The 16,520-nt window shown below is 35.7% G+C and carries 19 protein-coding genes; 9 read left to right on the forward strand and 10 right to left on the reverse strand.

The window, feature by feature from the left end; genetic code table 11:
* Positions 1-840 (forward strand): glycosyltransferase family 2 protein, encoded by an 840-nt coding sequence (locus F3J23_RS08690; protein ID WP_167027103.1) that lies wholly within the window; start codon positions 1-3, stop codon positions 838-840.
* Complete coding sequence (locus F3J23_RS08695; RefSeq protein ID WP_228455301.1) at positions 837-2,000, forward strand: glycosyltransferase; 1,164 nt, start codon at positions 837-839, stop codon at positions 1,998-2,000. The genes F3J23_RS08690 and F3J23_RS08695 overlap by 4 nt, the downstream gene beginning before the upstream one ends.
* Here the strand turns inward: F3J23_RS08695 and F3J23_RS08700 are convergent, their stop codons facing one another.
* The 3 genes from F3J23_RS08700 to F3J23_RS08710 are packed head-to-tail and all read right to left on the reverse strand — an operon-like array spanning position 2,001 to position 3,994.
* Positions 2,001-2,759, reverse strand: coding sequence for an SDR family NAD(P)-dependent oxidoreductase (locus tag F3J23_RS08700; RefSeq protein ID WP_167027107.1), 759 nt, complete (start codon positions 2,757-2,759; stop codon positions 2,001-2,003).
* Positions 2,759-2,992, reverse strand: coding sequence for a phosphopantetheine-binding protein (locus F3J23_RS08705; protein ID WP_167027110.1), 234 nt, complete (start codon positions 2,990-2,992; stop codon positions 2,759-2,761). Before F3J23_RS08705 ends, F3J23_RS08700 begins: the two co-directional genes overlap by 1 nt.
* Positions 2,993-3,019: 27 nt before the next feature.
* Positions 3,020-3,994 carry a 3-oxoacyl-ACP synthase III family protein gene (locus tag F3J23_RS08710; RefSeq protein ID WP_167027113.1) on the reverse strand — a complete coding sequence of 325 codons (975 nt, stop codon included), beginning with the start codon at positions 3,992-3,994 and terminating at the stop codon, positions 3,020-3,022.
* A gap of 137 nt (positions 3,995-4,131) precedes the next feature.
* Here F3J23_RS08710 and F3J23_RS08715 point away from each other — a divergent pair, with 137 nt between their 5' ends.
* Genes F3J23_RS08715 through F3J23_RS08725 form a run of 3 tightly spaced genes read left to right on the forward strand, consistent with a single transcriptional unit; the run spans position 4,132 to position 6,370 of the window.
* Entirely contained in the window at positions 4,132-4,608 is a 477-nt protein-coding gene (locus F3J23_RS08715) for an acyltransferase (protein ID WP_228455302.1), read from the forward strand.
* A 44-nt stretch (positions 4,609-4,652) separates the two neighbouring features.
* The gene (locus tag F3J23_RS08720; RefSeq protein ID WP_167027119.1) at positions 4,653-5,804 is read left to right on the forward strand and encodes a glycosyltransferase; all 1,152 of its coding nucleotides are present in this window, start codon (positions 4,653-4,655) and stop codon (positions 5,802-5,804) included.
* A gap of 11 nt (positions 5,805-5,815) precedes the next feature.
* Positions 5,816-6,370: a serine O-acetyltransferase gene (locus F3J23_RS08725; RefSeq protein WP_167027122.1), complete on the forward strand. Its 555-nt coding sequence runs from the start codon at positions 5,816-5,818 to the stop codon at positions 6,368-6,370.
* Positions 6,371-6,394: 24 nt separating this feature from the next.
* Here F3J23_RS08725 and F3J23_RS08730 read toward each other — a convergent pair whose 3' ends face one another.
* A complete protein-coding gene (locus F3J23_RS08730; RefSeq protein ID WP_185156445.1) occupies positions 6,395-7,000 on the reverse strand; it encodes a DUF2306 domain-containing protein in 606 nt (201 codons plus the stop codon).
* A 126-nt stretch (positions 7,001-7,126) separates the two neighbouring features.
* On the reverse strand, positions 7,127-8,266 hold the full coding sequence (locus F3J23_RS08735; protein ID WP_167027125.1) for a helix-turn-helix domain-containing protein: 1,140 nt from the start codon (positions 8,264-8,266) through the stop codon (positions 7,127-7,129).
* 405 nt (positions 8,267-8,671) lie between these two features.
* Here F3J23_RS08735 and F3J23_RS08740 point away from each other — a divergent pair, with 405 nt between their 5' ends.
* The 4 genes from F3J23_RS08740 (at position 8,672) to F3J23_RS08755 (ending at position 12,106) form a co-directional block, all read left to right on the forward strand.
* The gene (locus F3J23_RS08740) at positions 8,672-9,340 is read left to right on the forward strand and encodes a carbonic anhydrase (protein ID WP_167027128.1); all 669 of its coding nucleotides are present in this window, start codon (positions 8,672-8,674) and stop codon (positions 9,338-9,340) included.
* A 22-nt stretch (positions 9,341-9,362) separates the two neighbouring features.
* Complete coding sequence (locus F3J23_RS08745) at positions 9,363-9,662, forward strand: hypothetical protein (protein WP_167027132.1); 300 nt, start codon at positions 9,363-9,365, stop codon at positions 9,660-9,662.
* Positions 9,663-9,815: 153 nt separating this feature from the next.
* Positions 9,816-11,408, forward strand: a complete 1,593-nt coding sequence (locus tag F3J23_RS08750; protein ID WP_167027136.1) for a SulP family inorganic anion transporter — start codon at positions 9,816-9,818, stop codon at positions 11,406-11,408.
* Positions 11,409-11,470: 62 nt separating this feature from the next.
* Positions 11,471-12,106, forward strand: a complete 636-nt coding sequence (locus F3J23_RS08755; RefSeq protein ID WP_167027139.1) for a carbonic anhydrase family protein — start codon at positions 11,471-11,473, stop codon at positions 12,104-12,106.
* A gap of 142 nt (positions 12,107-12,248) precedes the next feature.
* On the opposite strand, the gene pth is transcribed toward F3J23_RS08755, so the two are convergent.
* The 5 genes from pth to F3J23_RS08780 all read right to left on the reverse strand — a co-directional run bounded on the left by pth (position 12,249) and on the right by F3J23_RS08780 (position 16,519).
* Positions 12,249-12,812, reverse strand: coding sequence for an aminoacyl-tRNA hydrolase (pth, locus tag F3J23_RS08760; protein ID WP_167027142.1), 564 nt, complete (start codon positions 12,810-12,812; stop codon positions 12,249-12,251).
* 86 nt (positions 12,813-12,898) lie between these two features.
* Entirely contained in the window at positions 12,899-13,828 is a 930-nt protein-coding gene (locus F3J23_RS08765; RefSeq protein WP_167027145.1) for a hypothetical protein, read from the reverse strand.
* 99 nt (positions 13,829-13,927) lie between these two features.
* On the reverse strand, positions 13,928-14,803 hold the full coding sequence (locus tag F3J23_RS08770) for a hypothetical protein (RefSeq protein WP_167027148.1): 876 nt from the start codon (positions 14,801-14,803) through the stop codon (positions 13,928-13,930).
* Between the two features lie 152 nt (positions 14,804-14,955).
* Positions 14,956-15,693 (reverse strand): hypothetical protein, encoded by a 738-nt coding sequence (locus tag F3J23_RS08775; RefSeq protein WP_167027151.1) that lies wholly within the window; start codon positions 15,691-15,693, stop codon positions 14,956-14,958.
* Positions 15,694-15,700: 7 nt separating this feature from the next.
* Positions 15,701-16,519 carry a hypothetical protein gene (locus tag F3J23_RS08780; RefSeq protein WP_228455303.1) on the reverse strand — a complete coding sequence of 273 codons (819 nt, stop codon included), beginning with the start codon at positions 16,517-16,519 and terminating at the stop codon, positions 15,701-15,703.
* Position 16,520 lies beyond the last annotated feature (1 nt).

The following is a 16,520-nucleotide window of genomic DNA, read 5'->3' on the forward strand; positions in this document are numbered from 1 at the left end:
ATGAAATTTTCCATACTTATTGCCCACTATAACAATGCCGCATTATTCAGGCAGTGTTATGATTCTTTACTTTTACAAACCTATCCGGATTGGGAAGCCGTTATTCTTGACGACGCCTCTTCAGATCAGGAAAAAATAAAAATAAAAGCCCTTATCTCCGGAGATGAAAGATTTAAATTTTTTGAAAATGAAAAGAATTCCGGAGTAGGAGTTACCAAAAGTAAGCTTATTGAATTAGCAACAGGTGATATCTGCGGCTTTGTAGATCCTGATGATGCCATCCTTCCAACGGCAATAGAATCTGCAATAAATGTTTTTAAACAAAATAAACAAGTGGTGCTTGTTTATTCCAGATTTATGGCCTGTGACCAAGACCTTAAGCCCATAAGTCCGTTCAGATCAGCCAGACAGGTTCAAAACAGTGATCCTTATTTTTTCAACTATCCTATTCAGATCGCTCATTTTGTAAGTTTCAGAAAGGATATTTATGAACAGACTGAGAAAATGAACCCTGAACTCAGAATTTCTGAAGACCAGGATCTTTATCTGAAAATGTATGAAAAGGGGAAAGTTCACTTTATTAATGAAACCAATTATCTTTACAGAACACACGCAGGCGGAATTTCTCAAAACAACAACAAGGAAAAGTCTTATGACTATTTCGCACAAGTTGCCTTTCGTGCAATGAAGAGAAGAAACCTCAGAAGTATTAATGGTAAAAGAATTCCGGATCATTACACTCATCATAATGAAATTTTCTCCCTTCTGGAATATCAAAACGGGATTTTATATAGGATAAAGAAAAAAATCTCCATTACTTTACAGAAACTTTTCAAATGATGTCAGAAAACAAGAAAATAAAAGTTCTTTTCAGACACCGCTCAATGGAGATGGGGGGCGTGGAAAAAGTCATACTTAGTATGCTCAACAATCTTAATCCTGATAAGTTTGATCTTACCGTATGCCTTAATATAAATCAGGGAGAGCTTCGGGATGAATTTCCTGGTCATGTAAAGAAAGTTTTTATCGCTGAGGGTAAAGAAAGTTTTTCTCAAAATCCGGTACTTCATAAGATCCAGCTGATCAGAAGAAGATTAAAATTGTCACGAGCTTTAAAAGACCATACCATTTCTGATCATATCTTAGGAAACACAAAGTTTGATATTGAAATTGCTCCTACCTATTCTGCATTCTCTTCTGTAATCAATTCAAGTAATAAGAATTCAAAAAAAATAGGATGGTTTCATTCTGAGATCAATATTCCGGGGATGCAGCCCCTGGTTCCGGATATTTTAAAAAATTTCCCCCGTTTCGATCATATGATTTACTGTTCTCAAAAGATTAAGGATCTTATGCATCAACATTATCCGGATTTAATGTATCCTGAAGAAAGTGTAGTCATTAATGCGATATCCATTGATGAAATCAAGGAGAAAGCCGAAGCAAAAATTGAAGATCTTCCGAAAGGTCCTGTTTTTGTGTCTGTAGGCCGCCTCCACCGCAGAAAGGGATATCATAAACTGATTGATGCTCACAAGAAACTGATTGATGAGGGCTTTCTGCATCGTATTGTAATTGTAGGCAATGGTGAGGAAATGAAGAATCTTACGGAACAGATCCAGGCCAACAACGTTCAGGATACCTTTATCCTGGCAGGTAATAGAATGAACCCTTATCCTTATATTAAAAATGCTGATTACTTCATTCTCTCCTCAGAATCTGAGGCGTGGCCGCTAGTGATTGCTGAAGCATTGATTCTTCAGAAGCCTATTATTGCCACTGATACCGGTGATGTAGGTGTCATGATCAAAGACCGGAAAACCGGGTACCTCATCTCTTATGACACTCAGGAAATGTATGAAGCTATGAAAATATTTCTGACTGACACTGAGCTTATCAATACTATCAGGAAAAATCTTGAATCTATTGAAGATCAGTTTGACAATCAGAAAATTTTCAATACTGTTGAAAAAATCATAGAAGATCTTTACCGAAAATAATTATTGGGCTGAATACCCTCCGTCTACAACAAGATTGGAACCGGTAATCCAGCCCGCAGCATCGGATAACAGGAAGATACAGGCATTAGCTACATCTTCTGGTTTTCCTATTCCTAAAGGATGTTTTTTAAGGATTTCTTCAGCTGCATCTTCTCCTATATTCTCAAACATTTTTTCTAAAATAGGAGTATTTACCATCGCCGGGCTGATGCTATTGACACGGATATTGCTTCGCGAAAGCTCCATCGCCATAGAACGTGCTCCTGAAATGACCGCACCCTTACTGGATGAATACGCTGCTTTTCCTATTTCACCAACCATTCCTGCAACGGAAGAAATAAAGACAAAACTAGAATTTTCGGTTTTATATTTTTTAAGAGACAGGATCTTTGCAATTTCAAATCCTGCAATTACATTGACTGCAAAGATATCATGATATAATTGCGGGGTGTGCTTTTTAAGCGGAAGTGTTTTTTCTACCCCGGCACAATGGATAAATCCTGAAATTTTCCCCATTACCGAAACTTTTTCAGCAATAAGTTCTTCCAGATTCTCTCCTTCGGCAATATCAGCAATAATAGTTTCTGCTTTTGTGCCCGGAGCCAGCATGGATACTGTCTTTTTTAACTCCTCTTCATTTCTGGCTACTAAGATTAAGCCTGCACCACTCTTACTGCATTCTACAGAACAGCTTCTCCCGATACCGGAAGAAGCCCCTGTTATAAGTATAATTTTATTTTTTAATGAGAAAACTTCCATTAATTTTCAAAATTTTCTATCCCTATTGCATTCATAAGATCTGAAACAGTATCGATATCTTTAAACTGTTTCGTATCAATTTTTTTGTCAAAATTTTCATCAACAAATGCAATAACAGAAAGCAGACTGATTGAATCATAACTTTCCAGAGATTTCAAATTGGTTTCCACAGTCAGTGTTTCATCTTCTTCCAATTCTTCTTGTAGTTTTTCTAAAAAAACGGATGTTTTCATATTTTATAATTTTAAATATTATTACTTTTATATTTCCATAATTGTTGCTCCCCAGGAATATCCTACTCCAAATCCAGCAAGTAAAACCTTATCTCCCTCTTTAAGCATTCCTTTCTCCATCATATTTTTAAGGGCAATAGGAATGGTTGCTGAAACCGTATTTCCTGTATTTTCCATATCAATATAAAACTTTTCTGCGGGTATTTTAGTTTTTTTTCTCAGATAATTCAACATAAAAGAATTAGCCTGGTGGAAAACAAAATGATCGATATCATCCATTGTCATTTTGTTTTCTTCAAGGGTTTCTCTTACCAGCCCCGGAATATTTTCAATTGTAAAATTAAAGATTTCAGGACCGTTCATATAGAGATTCTGAGGCTCAAACTCATGTTCAGGATTCTGCTCAAAATCAGTTTTGAAAGCCCCTTTCTTTACAATCAGATTTTCCGCTCCGCTTCCATCTGTCCCCAGGCAAAATTTATAATCGCTTCCTCCTTCTGCCCTCTCTACAATTGCAGAAGCAGAAGCATCACCGAATATACTACGGTTTCCTTTATCCTTAGGATTGATATGTTTTGTATAGGTTTCTGAAGTAACCAATAAAATGCTTTGAGCAATCCCGGCTGCAATCAGACCTTTAGCGAAAGCTAACCCATACACAAAGCCTGAGCATCCAAGGTTAAAGTCTATTGCTCCTATATTTTTTCTGAGACCTAATCTGTCCTGCAAAATACAGGCCGTAGTGGGTAGAAAGTATTCCGGACTTTGGGTACAGAATAAAATAAAATCTACTTTATTTCTGTCATAATTTTCAAAAATTTTCTCTGAGGATTTTACTGCAAGATCCAATACCGTTTCATTTTCTGAAGAGATATGTCGCTGTGTAATGCCTACCTTTTCACGAATTCTTTCCGAAGTCCATTCCGGGAATTCTTTCTCCAAATCCTCATTAGTGAGAACTGTCTCAGGCAAATAATATTCTATTTTAGAAACTTTTATCATATAAATTCTTTTTCTTTGCAGAAGTGAACAACAAATTTACAAAAATGATATTCATATACCGAATAGCACTAAAAATACATTCCGTCTACCATACATTTTTGAATAGAGCCGGCTTAGAGGCTGCAAAATATCGTGGTATGAAAGTAGGAAAAAATTTCAATATGCCAGACAAAATCTATTTTGGAACGGAGCCTTATCTTATTGAAATTGGGGATGATGTTAATATTGCTGCAGGGGTAAGATTTGTTAATCATGGCGGAACCACAACCTTATTAAGAAAACTTCCGGGGTATGAAGATGCCAGAATTTTCGGATGGATAAAGATAGGAAACAATTGTACTATCGGGATCAACTGTGTTATTACTCAGGATGTACAAATCGGGAATAACTGCATATTGGGAGCTAATTCTGTGCTTTCTCAATCGATGCCAGACAATACTGTTTTTGTTGGAAATCCGGCTCAATTTCTATGTACCATTGAAGATTATGGGGATATTATACTCAAAAACAGTCCCGAATATCCGAGAGAGCTGGAAAACGATCGTAAAAAACTTGATGAATATATCAAACTTAACCTTCCTTATAAATTTAAGAAAGCAAGAAAAATAAAATAAACACAACAGCCCGAAAAAAAAATTATTAAGTTATTCGAAACATTATGTCTCAAAAGAAAAAAATCCTTATCAGAATCGGTTCCCTAAGACATGGCGGTGCAGAAAAAGTTTTAGTTAACTTTTTAAAAAACCTGCCTTCTGATAAGTATGAAATTGATCTTCTGATTAACCTTTACACGGGAATGTATATTAAAGAAGTTCCATCATGGGTTAATTTACATTACCTTCTGAAAGGCGAAATGATCACCACCAACAAGCCTCATGAGATTCCCGTAAAAGCATTCAGAGTGCTTTATCAGAAAATGTTCCTATGGTTTCCGTCTCTACTTTACAGATTTGTTTTAAAAAATAAAAAATATGATGTGGAAATTGCGGCTATCCATGGTATGTATAAAGAATTATTATCCAGCCCGCAGAGAGATTCAAAGAAGATTATCTGGATTCAGAATGACATCTTTAACCTGAAAGAATTTACTCCGGACATCATCCGTCAGTTTTTCGGATTCGACAGAATTCTTGTCATTTCAAATAAGCTTAAAGAAGAAATGCAGAAATTGGCGAGAAACGACAGAGAGAAACAATCTGTTATCAAAATTTTTAATCCTATCGATAAGGATGATACATTAAAGAAAGCCAATATAGAAATTAATGACTATCCTTTTTCCGGTAGTCTTCCTACTTTTATTACTATAGGCACCGTATATCCTCAGAAAGGATATGACAGACTTCTTGATGTTCATAAAAAACTATTGGATGAAGGTCTGAAACACCAGATCATTATTATTGGTGACGGATTCGATTTTGATAATATCCAGGCAAAACTTAATCAGCTTGGGCTGCAGGGAACTGTAAAAATGTTAGGTTTCAGAAGCAATCCTTATCCTTATCTGAAGCAATCGGATTTTTATGTCATGTCTTCGAGACATGAGGGCTTCCCGACCATTATTGCTGAAGCTCTTATTTTAAATAAACCGGTTATCTCAACAGATGTTTCAGGAATCAAAGACCTTCTTCAGGATGGAAAACTGGGAATTATAGTCCCCAATTCAGAAGACGGAATCTATGAAGGAATGAAAAAATACCTTACCAATCCGGAGCTTGCGAAAAACTATGAAAAAGAAATTACCAATACCGATCTTCCTTTTGTTCTAAAAAAATCAGTAGCACATCTTCAGGAAATCATTGATGAAGTATAAAAACGTTTACCATGGCCAATTATTCTATCATTCAAAAAGACTTTTACAGGGAAAGCGGAAAGTGGCTTTCCAGATTTGGAATCTGGAAAAAGTGTATCAATCCCAATCTTCATTTTATTTATATCCTGAGAATGGCTCAGAGATATCAGAAAAATCCTGTTCTGAATCCTTTCTGGCGAATTATTCTAAGGCATTACCAGATTAAATACGGTTTTCAGATCTATCCTGAAACCCAGATCGGAGAAGGTTTTTATCTGGGGCACTGGGGAAGCCTTGTTATCAACCCGAAAACTATTATTGGAAAAAACTGCAATATTGCCCAGGGAGTTACTATCGGGCAGCAGAACCGTGGCAAAAATGAAGGCTCACCTGTGATTGGAGATGAGGTATGGATAGGTACCAATGCTGTGATTGTAGGAGCTATTAATATTGGAAATAATGTATTGATTGTTCCTAACTCATATGTCAACTTTGATGTTCCTGCCAATTCCGTTGTGATTGGAAACCCAGCTAAGATTATCCCTACTCTTAATGCTACAAAAGATTACATTAACCGTAAAATATAATCTTGGCATTAGTTTAATATAAAATTATTCTACCATAATTTTCTTATTAATAAAATAGGCTACCAATAGATTAGGCACCCAGCATAGCCATGCTACAGCCAGATAGGCAACAATAGGGTCTCCAGTGATGTTTTTTAACAAAGGGTACCATAATCTCAATGTTACTGCAGCAAAAGTACATGCATAACTGTAGATCATGAATTGCTGGTGTTTTATAATAGAACCTTTTCTTATTTTTAAAACCGCCATAAGAGTTATGATCAGCCAGATTAATCCCAGACAGATAAACCCCATCGCTGAGACGACACCCCCATTCGCATAAAATCCCATATAAATGGAAGTAAGAGAACTTATGACAACCGCAATTACATAAATAGTTCCTATAATGCGATGTACCTTAATATGTTTATTTCTGAACGAACTTCCAAATTGCCGCCAGCCTATAAAAAGAGCCAGCCCTCCGAAAATAATATGTGCAAAAAATGCAATTTTCCAGAGCAGATTGTGAAGAACTTCCGGAGATTTGGAACTCAGAAAAGTATGTTTATGTTCCACAAAGATATAAATGAAAGGATACAGCCCGATAAATAATGCAAAAGCACACATGATCACAAATAGTAGTTTTTTCATAATGACCGATTAGAATTTCTGCAAAAATGAGCATTATAAAAGCTTCAAATGTTCCAACATGAAAGGTGAAACAAATTCACAATATTTTATAAAACAACACATTACATATAAAACTACTATAAACCATTATTCCTTGTTAAGGTTTTTAATTTTTAAAAATTCTCTCGGTGAGCAATTCATGTACTTTTTAAAATTCCGGTTAAATGATGTTTTGGAATTGAATCCGCTTTCAAAGGCTAATGAAAGAATGGTAAATTTTTCATTTTCCGGCAATAATGCTATTCTTTTAAATTCTTCAACCCTCATACGATTGACATAATCATAGAAATTCTTGTTTTCAACAAAGTTGATGGTCTGGGAAAGTATATTGGGATGAACGTCTAAAAGCCCGGCAACATGATTCAGGTTCAGCTCCGGATCTTTATAAAGTTGATCTTGTTTCATTCTGAAAGTTAGTTTTTGAAAAATATTCCGAAGCCTTTCTTCACCGGCAAAGGTTTTCTCATATTTTATAACTTCTGTATCATCATTTACAATCTTTTCCTCAGAAATATCAATTTCAGTAACAGGCTGATTCAAAATACCAACACGGCTGATTCCAAAGTAAGCAGCCACAATAATAAACAGCACCACTATAGAAAAAATCAAAATATCATTTCTTATTATAACAGCAATCCAAATGAATGCTATTCCAATTATAAGACAGTATAACCAGTTCATATTCATTTTCTCGGTATTAGAGTACTGATCGGAAAGCCCCTTCTTATATTTTTCCATTGCGAAAAAACTTAATCCTATGTAAAGGACTCCTGAGAAGATCATTAGATATTTGAGAATATTACTCAATAATTTATATTCATTAGCCCCATTTTGATAAATCGTTAATCTATCCCAAGGGGACAGCAGTAGCAGGAATTTAAGCAAGATCAGGAAAACGATAAAAACAGGAACCAAATGCAATAACCAAGTCTTTTTGCCGGGGTTTCTTCCTGTCACGCAAAGAACATAGAAATACAACATCGGCCCATGAATGAAAGGAAATAGCACTTCATACCCCAAAAAATAAGGATACTTTACATAGCTTCCTGAAAAGAACAACATAAAAAGGCTAAGATGAATCCCTATGATCAGAAACCACGCTGCCAATACATAATCTGCCATTATTTTATTCCGTTTTCCTATGATCAGAAATGCAGAGAAACAGGCAATAAAAATTCCTGCCAAATAAAATAAAGGTGATAAGGGTTGAAGATCTGAATGTTGCATTTGAAATTATGGGCTTAAAATCAAGGTTTTAATTTATTCATTTTTTCCAATAACCAATCTTATTTTTTGTAATAAAGGCATCTGCTTTTCCTCTCCTCCATCTCTGAATTGATAAAAAAATTAAGAATTTTTTAATTCACAATTCTCCAATTATAATTTATACTTCGTAATTTTATCATAGTTTTTTAAACGTTTGGATTATCAAAAGACACATTCTTCACTCTAATACAAAGTATATCGGTAAATTACATATGATTTTAAGCATATTTTAATATTAAACTTTGTTAAAAGTGATTGAATCTTCATCAAAAATTATATTTTTGCATAGTTATTGATTCAGTCTATTGATTTTGAAAATAATTTAAACGAAATAAATAATTATAAACCTTTTAAAAATTTAAAATTATGTCACAATCGTACGAAGTTATTTTCGAGAACAATAGAAAATGGGTAGAATCCAAAGTCTCAGAAGATCCGAATTTCTTCCACGAGTTGGCAAAAACTCAACATCCTGATTATTTATATATCGGATGTTCAGACAGCAGAGCAACAGCAGAAGAATTAATGGGCGCAAAACCGGGAGAGGTTTTTGTTCACAGGAATATTGCCAATGTTGTCAATACTTTAGACATGAGTTCCACAGCGGTTATTCAATATGCTGTAGAACATCTTAAAGTAAAACACATTATTGTCTGTGGACATTACAATTGCGGTGGTGTAAAAGCAGCGATGACTCCTCAGGATCTAGGATTGTTAAATCCATGGTTGAGAAATATTCGTGATGTTTACAGACTGCACCAGGCTGAACTTGATTCTATTGAAGATGAAGACAAACGTTATGACAGGCTTGTAGAACTTAATGTTCAGGAACAATGCATCAACGTAATTAAAATGGCTTGTGTACAGGAAAGGTATATTTTAGAAGAACAACCTATTGTACACGGGTGGGTATTTGACCTTAGAACAGGTAAGATTATTGATCTGGAGATTGATTTTGAGAAAACCTTGAAAGATATCCAGAAAATATATAACCTTACAGGCTCTGATTGGGTAATGAGCAGAAAGACCAAATAGTTTTTCTAAAAAAGAATGTAAAATGAAATTCTGGAGTATTATTGTATTAACGTTTTTTCTGAATTTTACAGCGCTGCCAAGCATTGCTGCGGTTGCGGGCTGGGATATTCTGAGAACGAATATAATAGTTAACGAAGAAGAACCTCATTCTCACCCGTCTTCATTTATTGTATACGAAAAAACAATTCCGAAACCTTTGGATGTTTTCGATTATCTGAAGTTTTCCGAACCAGATCTTCAAGCTGTATCTTTTGTGCTGGTAGATGATTCTTTTCATCTATCACCTTTACTTACCATATTTTCTCCGCCTCCGGAAGCTTAACTTTTAAGTATATTTAGATTATTTTTTACAGTTGTTCATGTCATTTTTTGACCTGAATATTAAGCATGTACTTTAAAATTAATTTTCCAATCTTTTATAATCGACTGTTTACCAACAGATGAATAATCGGTTATAATACTTTTTCAAGAAATCATGAAAAAAACATCATTATTAGGAGGAATCAAGGAGAACTTCCCTTCCGGGCTCGTTGTATTCTTAGTAGCACTTCCATTGTGCTTAGGAATCGCTTTAGCTTCCGGTGCTCCCCCATTATCCGGCATCATTGCCGGAATTGTGGGCGGACTGGTTGTAGGTTGTATCAGTAACTCAAATATATCCGTTTCAGGACCTGCAGCAGGACTTACTGCAATTGTTCTTACTGCTATCACAGACCTTGGAGCATTTGAACTGTTCTTGTGTGCCGGTATCATTGCCGGACTCATCCAGCTGGTTTTAGGATTTGTAAGAGCAGGAAGTATTTCCAATTATTTTCCTAACAACGTTATTGAAGGAATGCTTGCCGCTATCGGTATCATTATTATTTTAAAACAGATTCCTCATGCATTGGGATTCGATAAAGATTATGAAGGAAACCAGTCTCTTTTCAGCAACGGAATCAATTTCAATTATTTTACAGAGCTTTTCGGAGCTATTCATCCAGGGGCTATCATTGTAACATTAGTTTCTGTCGGAATTCTTATCGCATGGGATAAAGTTCCCGGATTAAGAAGAATGAAAATGCTTCCCGGAGCTTTGGTAGCTGTGGTTATCGGGATTGCTTTAAATGAAGTTTTTAAACTATCCGGAAGTTCTTTAGCAATAGGAACGGAGCATTTGGTATCTCTTCCGGTTCCACAGTCCCTGGATGATTTTAAAAATCTGATCATAATGCCCGATTTCGGAGGTTTTACCAATCCTAAAGTATGGATTGTAGGAGCAACTATTGCCATTGTAGCTTCTATTGAAACATTACTTTGTATTGAAGCATCAGACAGATTAGATAAGCAGAGAAGAATTACAGATACCAATCTGGAGCTTAAAGCTCAGGGAATAGGAAATCTGGTTAGCTCGTTCATCGGAGGACTTCCTATGACATCTGTAGTGGTAAGAAGTTCTGCCAATGCAAATGCGGGAGCAACCTCTAAAGTATCTGCCATGATCCACGGAGTTCTCCTGTTGGTATGTGTACTTTCCATTCCTTTTATCTTAAACCTGATTCCACTTGCAACGCTTGCTGCTGTATTGATTCTTGTTGGATACAAACTGGCTAAGCCTGCGACCTTCAAACATTTCTGGCATCTTGGAAAATTCCAGTTTGTACCATTTGTGGCAACTGTTGTAGCCGTTGTGGCAACAGATTTATTAAAAGGTGTAGGAATTGGTCTTGCCATCTCTATTTTCTATATTCTTCAGGGAAATATGAAAAGAGCCTATTATCTGAGCAGAGAAAAACTGGATGATGCAGACGGAATCAAAATTAAGCTGGCTGAAGAAGTCTCCTTCTTAAATAAAGCAGCCATTAAAAAAACACTTAAAAACATAAAATCAAACTCAAGCGTGATTATTGATGCCCGAGAAACATCATACATTGCAACCGATGTATTGGAAATGATTCAGGACTTCGCCAATATCCGCGCAAAAGAAGAGGACATTACTGTAGAACTTCTGGGCTTTAAAACATCATACAGAGATTATGAAAGAAGCCAGGACTCTCACATTTTGGTCACTCATAAAAGAGCGATGTAAAAAATGATTGCTCATCAATTTATTTTTTTAACTTTAAAATTCAAAACAATAGAAATTATTATATGAAAGCACATACATACGAAACCCAGTCGACAATTACACCTGAGAAAGCTTTAGACTTTTTGAAAGAAGGAAACCAGAGGTTTGTAAACAACCTTAAAGCTAACAGAGATCTTCTTGAGCAGGTAAATGCTACCCGTGAAGGGCAATGGCCTTTTGCTGTGGTTCTAAGCTGTATAGACAGCCGTACTTCTGCAGAGTTAATCTTTGATCAGGGATTGGGAGATGTTTTCAGCATCAGAATTGCCGGTAACTTTGTTAATCAGGATATCTTGGGCTCAATGGAATTTGGCTGTAATGTAGCAGGTTCTAAACTTATTGTAGTTTTAGGACATACTAAATGCGGAGCTCTAAAAGGAGGTCTTGATGCAGCACAAATTGAAGGACTGGGAATGGATAACCTGAACCACCTGATCAATCACTTTAACCCTATCATCAATGAAGTTATTCAGGAGAATGAAGAGCGTTCATCAAAAAACAGTTCTCTTCTTGAAAGACTGAATCACCAGAATGTAAAAAGCGCGATCGAAGACATCCGTAAACAGAGCTCAACATTGAGAAACCTTGAAAATGAAGGAAAAATCAAAATCGTTGGTGCTAATTATGATGTTGAAACCGGAGCTGTAAGCTGGTTATAGAATTCAGCAGTTCCAAAAAACGTATAAATATAATCTAACTCAGATAAATTGATTGGAAATTAATTATCAAAAGTACATCAGAAGGCCATCGGAAATCCGATGGCCTTTATTTTATTCAACTGATAGGTAAGCTATCAATGATCTATTTTCCGTTAAACGCGGACATCGTATTGTTAATTCCTGCAAAAACAAAAGAGAGACTGGCTTTTGAGAATGTTTCAATTCTTTCTGTAAGCTTTTCTAATTCTTCTTCATTCCAGGTTCCTAATACGTAATCTACCTGGCGGCCTGCTGCAAAATCAGCAGAGATCCCAAAACGAAGTCTTGCATAATTTTGAGTCTGCAATACTTCATTGATGTTCTTAAGCCCATTATGACCAGCATCAGAACCTTTGCCTTTCATTCTTAAAGTCCCGAAAGGAAGTGCAAGATCATCTGTAACAATCAACACATTCTCCAAAGGGATATTTTCTTTCTGCATCCAGTATTTCACTGCATTACCGGAGAGATTCATATAAGTATCCGGTTTAAGGACAAAGACTTTTCTTCCTTTGTGCTTTCCTTCTGCCATCCAGCCAAAGTTGGTAGTATTGAATGAAACATCCAGCAGTTCTGCTATTTTCTCTGCTACTTTAAACCCTATATTATGTCGTGTATTTTCATATTCCGGGCCTTTATTTCCAAGCCCAACAATTAAATATTTCATCAGAAATTTTTTGCAAAATTAAGGCATAAAAAATAAAAAACTCAATCTTAGGAAAGATTGAGTTTGAATATTGTTAAAAATTTATTCTATTGTGGTTTGTAGATATAATTAACGCCATATCCTTTTGTCATATAAGTTTGAGGATCATAAACGTAATTTGTACTCTTTACAATTGGTGTAGGAATTGCCGGCGTAAGATCTGTTACTGACCATCTCTTCGGGTTATTCGGTGACAGGATAAGACTTTCTTTATCATTAATCACTGTAGATAATAATCTTGAGATTTTATATACTTCCGGTAATAAAGTGAAAGGGCTTACCTGATTATCATAAGCATAATATTCATAGCTATATCTGTTGGTAACTGCTCCAAATGCACCTCCTGCCATGGTACCATAATGTCTCACTACTTTAGAAATATTATCACCAACATATGTATATGCTGTTTTAGAGAAATCTGTAAAAGCAAGCGGAGCTCCTGTTACATCCGGACCATTTTTCATAATGATGGAATCCAGTTTCGCCGTAGCTGCATTGTACTTTATGCTATAAAGAGTTTTCTCTTTTTTCAATAGTGTCTGCGGCCCAGGCGTAGTTGCAGGTGGAACTGGCGGAGGTCTTCTGAAAGTTGAACGGTTTTCCGATATCATCTGTAACTTGTTGTTTACATAAGTAAACAGTTGAGTATATGATACACTATCTTTATCTAGTTTTCCGTTTCCGTCAAGATCCAGAAATCCATTAAAATTAATCTGGCTGATTTTATCACCACTGTACATGATATCTGTGATAGAAGCACTATCTGTGATCACTTTCGTCACAAGAAGACCACTATAACGGTACTCAGCAATAGTATCTTTATCTGTAATTTCTCTGTATAATGCTCTGGGGCCGCTTAATCCTCCTGTATTGTTTAAATCCAATAAAGGATTTCCGTCCTCATCTAATAAATTCTTGCAGGAGTGTATTGAGGAAAAGCCTGCAATTAGTAAAATAAAATAGAAAATTTGTTTCATTTCCTGGTAATTGATTATTTTTTTGACAAATATAATTTTTTTTTGCCTAAAAGTTATATTATTATTTATATTCTGGTAAGTTTAGCAACTATTCTTCTCCTATAAGTTTTTATAGGTATACACTATATTCTGATTTTTTTCTACCACCGGATATCCCTGATTATCATAAGAATAACTCTGAGCTGTATTAACCGCAGCAGCCGGAGGTGGAAATTGTATGTACATAGAGGTAGGGTTATTCGGGGATACTCTGTAGAAATTAGCCGGATTCATCAAACTCTGCATAATAAAATAGACTGAAGGAAGTGTAGAGAATGGGCTTTTCTGAGCATCGTAATTCTGGAAGCTATACTTGGTTACTACCGCTGTACTCATATTCGGAGCACCATTAATATCCAGAATTCCTTTAGAGTATACTACCTGGAAGATATTATCCTTTTCATATACAAAGGTATAGTCTATAAACATGTTATAAGCACTAATCCCACCTGCTTTTCTTTTCTCAAGGATCTTAGTGAGTTTCCCTGTTGTAGTATCATAAGTAAAGGCATAATCACTTAGGAATGAATTGGCAGCAGTTGTTCCGGTTGCTGTACAGGTAGCATTATAAATTTTCTTTCCTGTAGCATCGGGAACGACATTAAATTCATAAGCAAGACTGGCAGTGGCAGAACTTACAAATTTAATTTTCGTGATGTTCTTGTCTGTATAAGTTACTGTTCCTGTATAAGCAGCACTTCCCCCGGCAGCTTCATCTTTAAAAACTGTTTGCTGCAAAGCTCCTGTTCCGGCTGTACTAATATATTCTTCCTGAGAAGTATTATTTACATTAATCTTTGTCAGAATTCTCTTAGGAGGCGGTCCATCATCAGGATTAGGGATGGATTCTGTGGGATCTGAGGTTGTATTACATGCTGTCAGCAGCCCAAGAAAAGCAATACCGGCAAACATTTTAAAAAAATAGTTTTTTACCATATAGAATTTTTTTAGCTTGCTCAAATATAATTCAATTTTCGATAATACACTTCAATTTATACGAACAAATTCACAAGAAATAGACTTAATAAACAAAAAAAATCTAAAAACATAACGTTTTTAGATTTCTATTTATTGTATAATGATAAAAATTAGTAAGGTTGTAATACCGATGTTGTTAAAACAGATTGAGACATATCGCTATTCAGGTTGTTGGTATCAATAGCTCTTCCTATTCCCAATGTTATTCCTGTAACAGCTCTTTTTATACAGGCTACTTTTACCGAATATTTATTTTTAGGGGTAAGATTAGCCAATGTTGCGTTAAGATTAAAAATCTTGTAAGCTCCGGTTTCTCCTAATAACACATCTGTTCTTACGGCTCTAAGCTTATCGTCTACGAATACTCCACAAGCAAAACTTCCTGAGCTCGTTCCTGTCTTCTGAACAGTGGTCTGAAATGAAAAAGTGACTTTATTCACAGCATTGGTAATAGAGAAGGTATCAACGGCTTCAGGAAGCACTGTCCAGTTACCGGCTAAAGCCTCTCCGTCATTATAAGGTAAAGTCTGACCGTTAGGCGTTGTAAAGCTTACGCCTGTTTTGTCTGCAACTGTATTCATGGAGAACAAAGACATACTACCTTGTCCGTCAGCAATCTTAATTCCCTTCCAATCGTTCACCGTTAATTCAGAATTATTGTGAAAAATATCTCCGGCATTTCCTGCGGAACCTTTCAACAGGTCAGTTCCACCCGTTCTTAATTCTTTTCTGAGATTCAGATCTCCGTTTACATCCAGCGTATTGGTAGGAGCAGAAGTATTGATACCCACCTGAGCATTCGTAAAAACAGCTAACAGTAAAGATGTTACAAATAATATTTTTTTCATAATCCGTTTAGTTAATAATGGTGTTAAATACCTCAGGAACTTCATATACATCCACTTTAAGTGACGATTGTGCAATAAAGTCATTGATATTGGTATACACATTGGTACCAATAGTAAGGGTTTTACCTTGCGCCTCGTAAGAACCTAATCTTGTACAAGCTACACTTACTGTATGATTTCCTTTAGAAAGGTTTTCTACGATACCTATCTGAGTATGAGTAATGAAAGGATATGTTGTACTGATTGCTTTCAGATTTCTTTGTCTAAGATTTACCAGTTTATTATCTACAAAAATACCGCAAGCATAGTCTATAGAGGTATCGGGATTTCCATTTCCTCCAAAATCTGCCTGTACGACAGTTTCAAACAAAAAGTATGCTTTACTTTGGGTACTGAATACACTGATCGTTTGAGAAAGCCCGTCAATTTTCTTAAAACTCTGAAGCGAGCTGTAGTCTTTTCCTTTTGTAAAAGTAGCTCCTCTTGAAGCCATTCCTACGGTAGAGTTTTCCGAATCAGTAAATGTAACTCCCACTTTATCTGAAAAAGAGTTATTGTAAATCAGATAAAATTTATTAGGTTCATATTCAGGAATACGAAGCGTTTTCCAGGTTGGAGCATACCCCAATCCCTGAGAAACCAGCACCTGGTCATTATTCCCTTGATACAATGAGTTATCCGTAGCATCCTGAACCGCAATTTTATTTCTAAGATTAACATCTCCGTTTACATCCAGCTTTGCTTTCGGGGAAGGAGTATTAATTCCTACTTGAGCCGACAGCAAAATGCCCGTCATAAAAAACAGAGTTAATAATATTTTTCTCATC

This window comes from Chryseobacterium sp. Tr-659 (assembly GCF_011752975.1).
Taxonomy (GTDB): Bacteria; Bacteroidota; Bacteroidia; order Flavobacteriales; family Weeksellaceae; genus Chryseobacterium.

Excerpts from the sequence above, each read along its gene's own strand:
- F3J23_RS08690 (WP_167027103.1), top strand. The coding sequence starts at position 1 with ATGAAATTTTCCATACTTATTGCCCACTATAACAATGCCGCATTATTC.
- F3J23_RS08695 (WP_228455301.1), top strand. The coding sequence starts at position 837 with ATGATGTCAGAAAACAAGAAAATAAAAGTTCTTTTCAGACACCGCTCA.
- F3J23_RS08700 (WP_167027107.1), bottom strand. The coding sequence starts at position 2,759 with ATGGAAGTTTTCTCATTAAAAAATAAAATTATACTTATAACAGGGGCT.
- F3J23_RS08705 (WP_167027110.1), bottom strand. The coding sequence starts at position 2,992 with ATGAAAACATCCGTTTTTTTAGAAAAACTACAAGAAGAATTGGAAGAA.
- F3J23_RS08710 (WP_167027113.1), bottom strand. The coding sequence starts at position 3,994 with ATGATAAAAGTTTCTAAAATAGAATATTATTTGCCTGAGACAGTTCTC.
- F3J23_RS08715 (WP_228455302.1), top strand. The coding sequence starts at position 4,132 with ATGAAAGTAGGAAAAAATTTCAATATGCCAGACAAAATCTATTTTGGA.
- F3J23_RS08720 (WP_167027119.1), top strand. The coding sequence starts at position 4,653 with ATGTCTCAAAAGAAAAAAATCCTTATCAGAATCGGTTCCCTAAGACAT.
- F3J23_RS08725 (WP_167027122.1), top strand. The coding sequence starts at position 5,816 with ATGGCCAATTATTCTATCATTCAAAAAGACTTTTACAGGGAAAGCGGA.
- F3J23_RS08730 (WP_185156445.1), bottom strand. The coding sequence starts at position 7,000 with ATGAAAAAACTACTATTTGTGATCATGTGTGCTTTTGCATTATTTATC.
- F3J23_RS08735 (WP_167027125.1), bottom strand. The coding sequence starts at position 8,266 with ATGCAACATTCAGATCTTCAACCCTTATCACCTTTATTTTATTTGGCA.
- F3J23_RS08740 (WP_167027128.1), top strand. The coding sequence starts at position 8,672 with ATGTCACAATCGTACGAAGTTATTTTCGAGAACAATAGAAAATGGGTA.
- F3J23_RS08745 (WP_167027132.1), top strand. The coding sequence starts at position 9,363 with ATGAAATTCTGGAGTATTATTGTATTAACGTTTTTTCTGAATTTTACA.
- F3J23_RS08750 (WP_167027136.1), top strand. The coding sequence starts at position 9,816 with ATGAAAAAAACATCATTATTAGGAGGAATCAAGGAGAACTTCCCTTCC.
- F3J23_RS08755 (WP_167027139.1), top strand. The coding sequence starts at position 11,471 with ATGAAAGCACATACATACGAAACCCAGTCGACAATTACACCTGAGAAA.
- pth (WP_167027142.1), bottom strand. The coding sequence starts at position 12,812 with ATGAAATATTTAATTGTTGGGCTTGGAAATAAAGGCCCGGAATATGAA.
- F3J23_RS08765 (WP_167027145.1), bottom strand. The coding sequence starts at position 13,828 with ATGAAACAAATTTTCTATTTTATTTTACTAATTGCAGGCTTTTCCTCA.
- F3J23_RS08770 (WP_167027148.1), bottom strand. The coding sequence starts at position 14,803 with ATGGTAAAAAACTATTTTTTTAAAATGTTTGCCGGTATTGCTTTTCTT.
- F3J23_RS08775 (WP_167027151.1), bottom strand. The coding sequence starts at position 15,693 with ATGAAAAAAATATTATTTGTAACATCTTTACTGTTAGCTGTTTTTACG.
- F3J23_RS08780 (WP_228455303.1), bottom strand. The coding sequence starts at position 16,519 with ATGAGAAAAATATTATTAACTCTGTTTTTTATGACGGGCATTTTGCTG.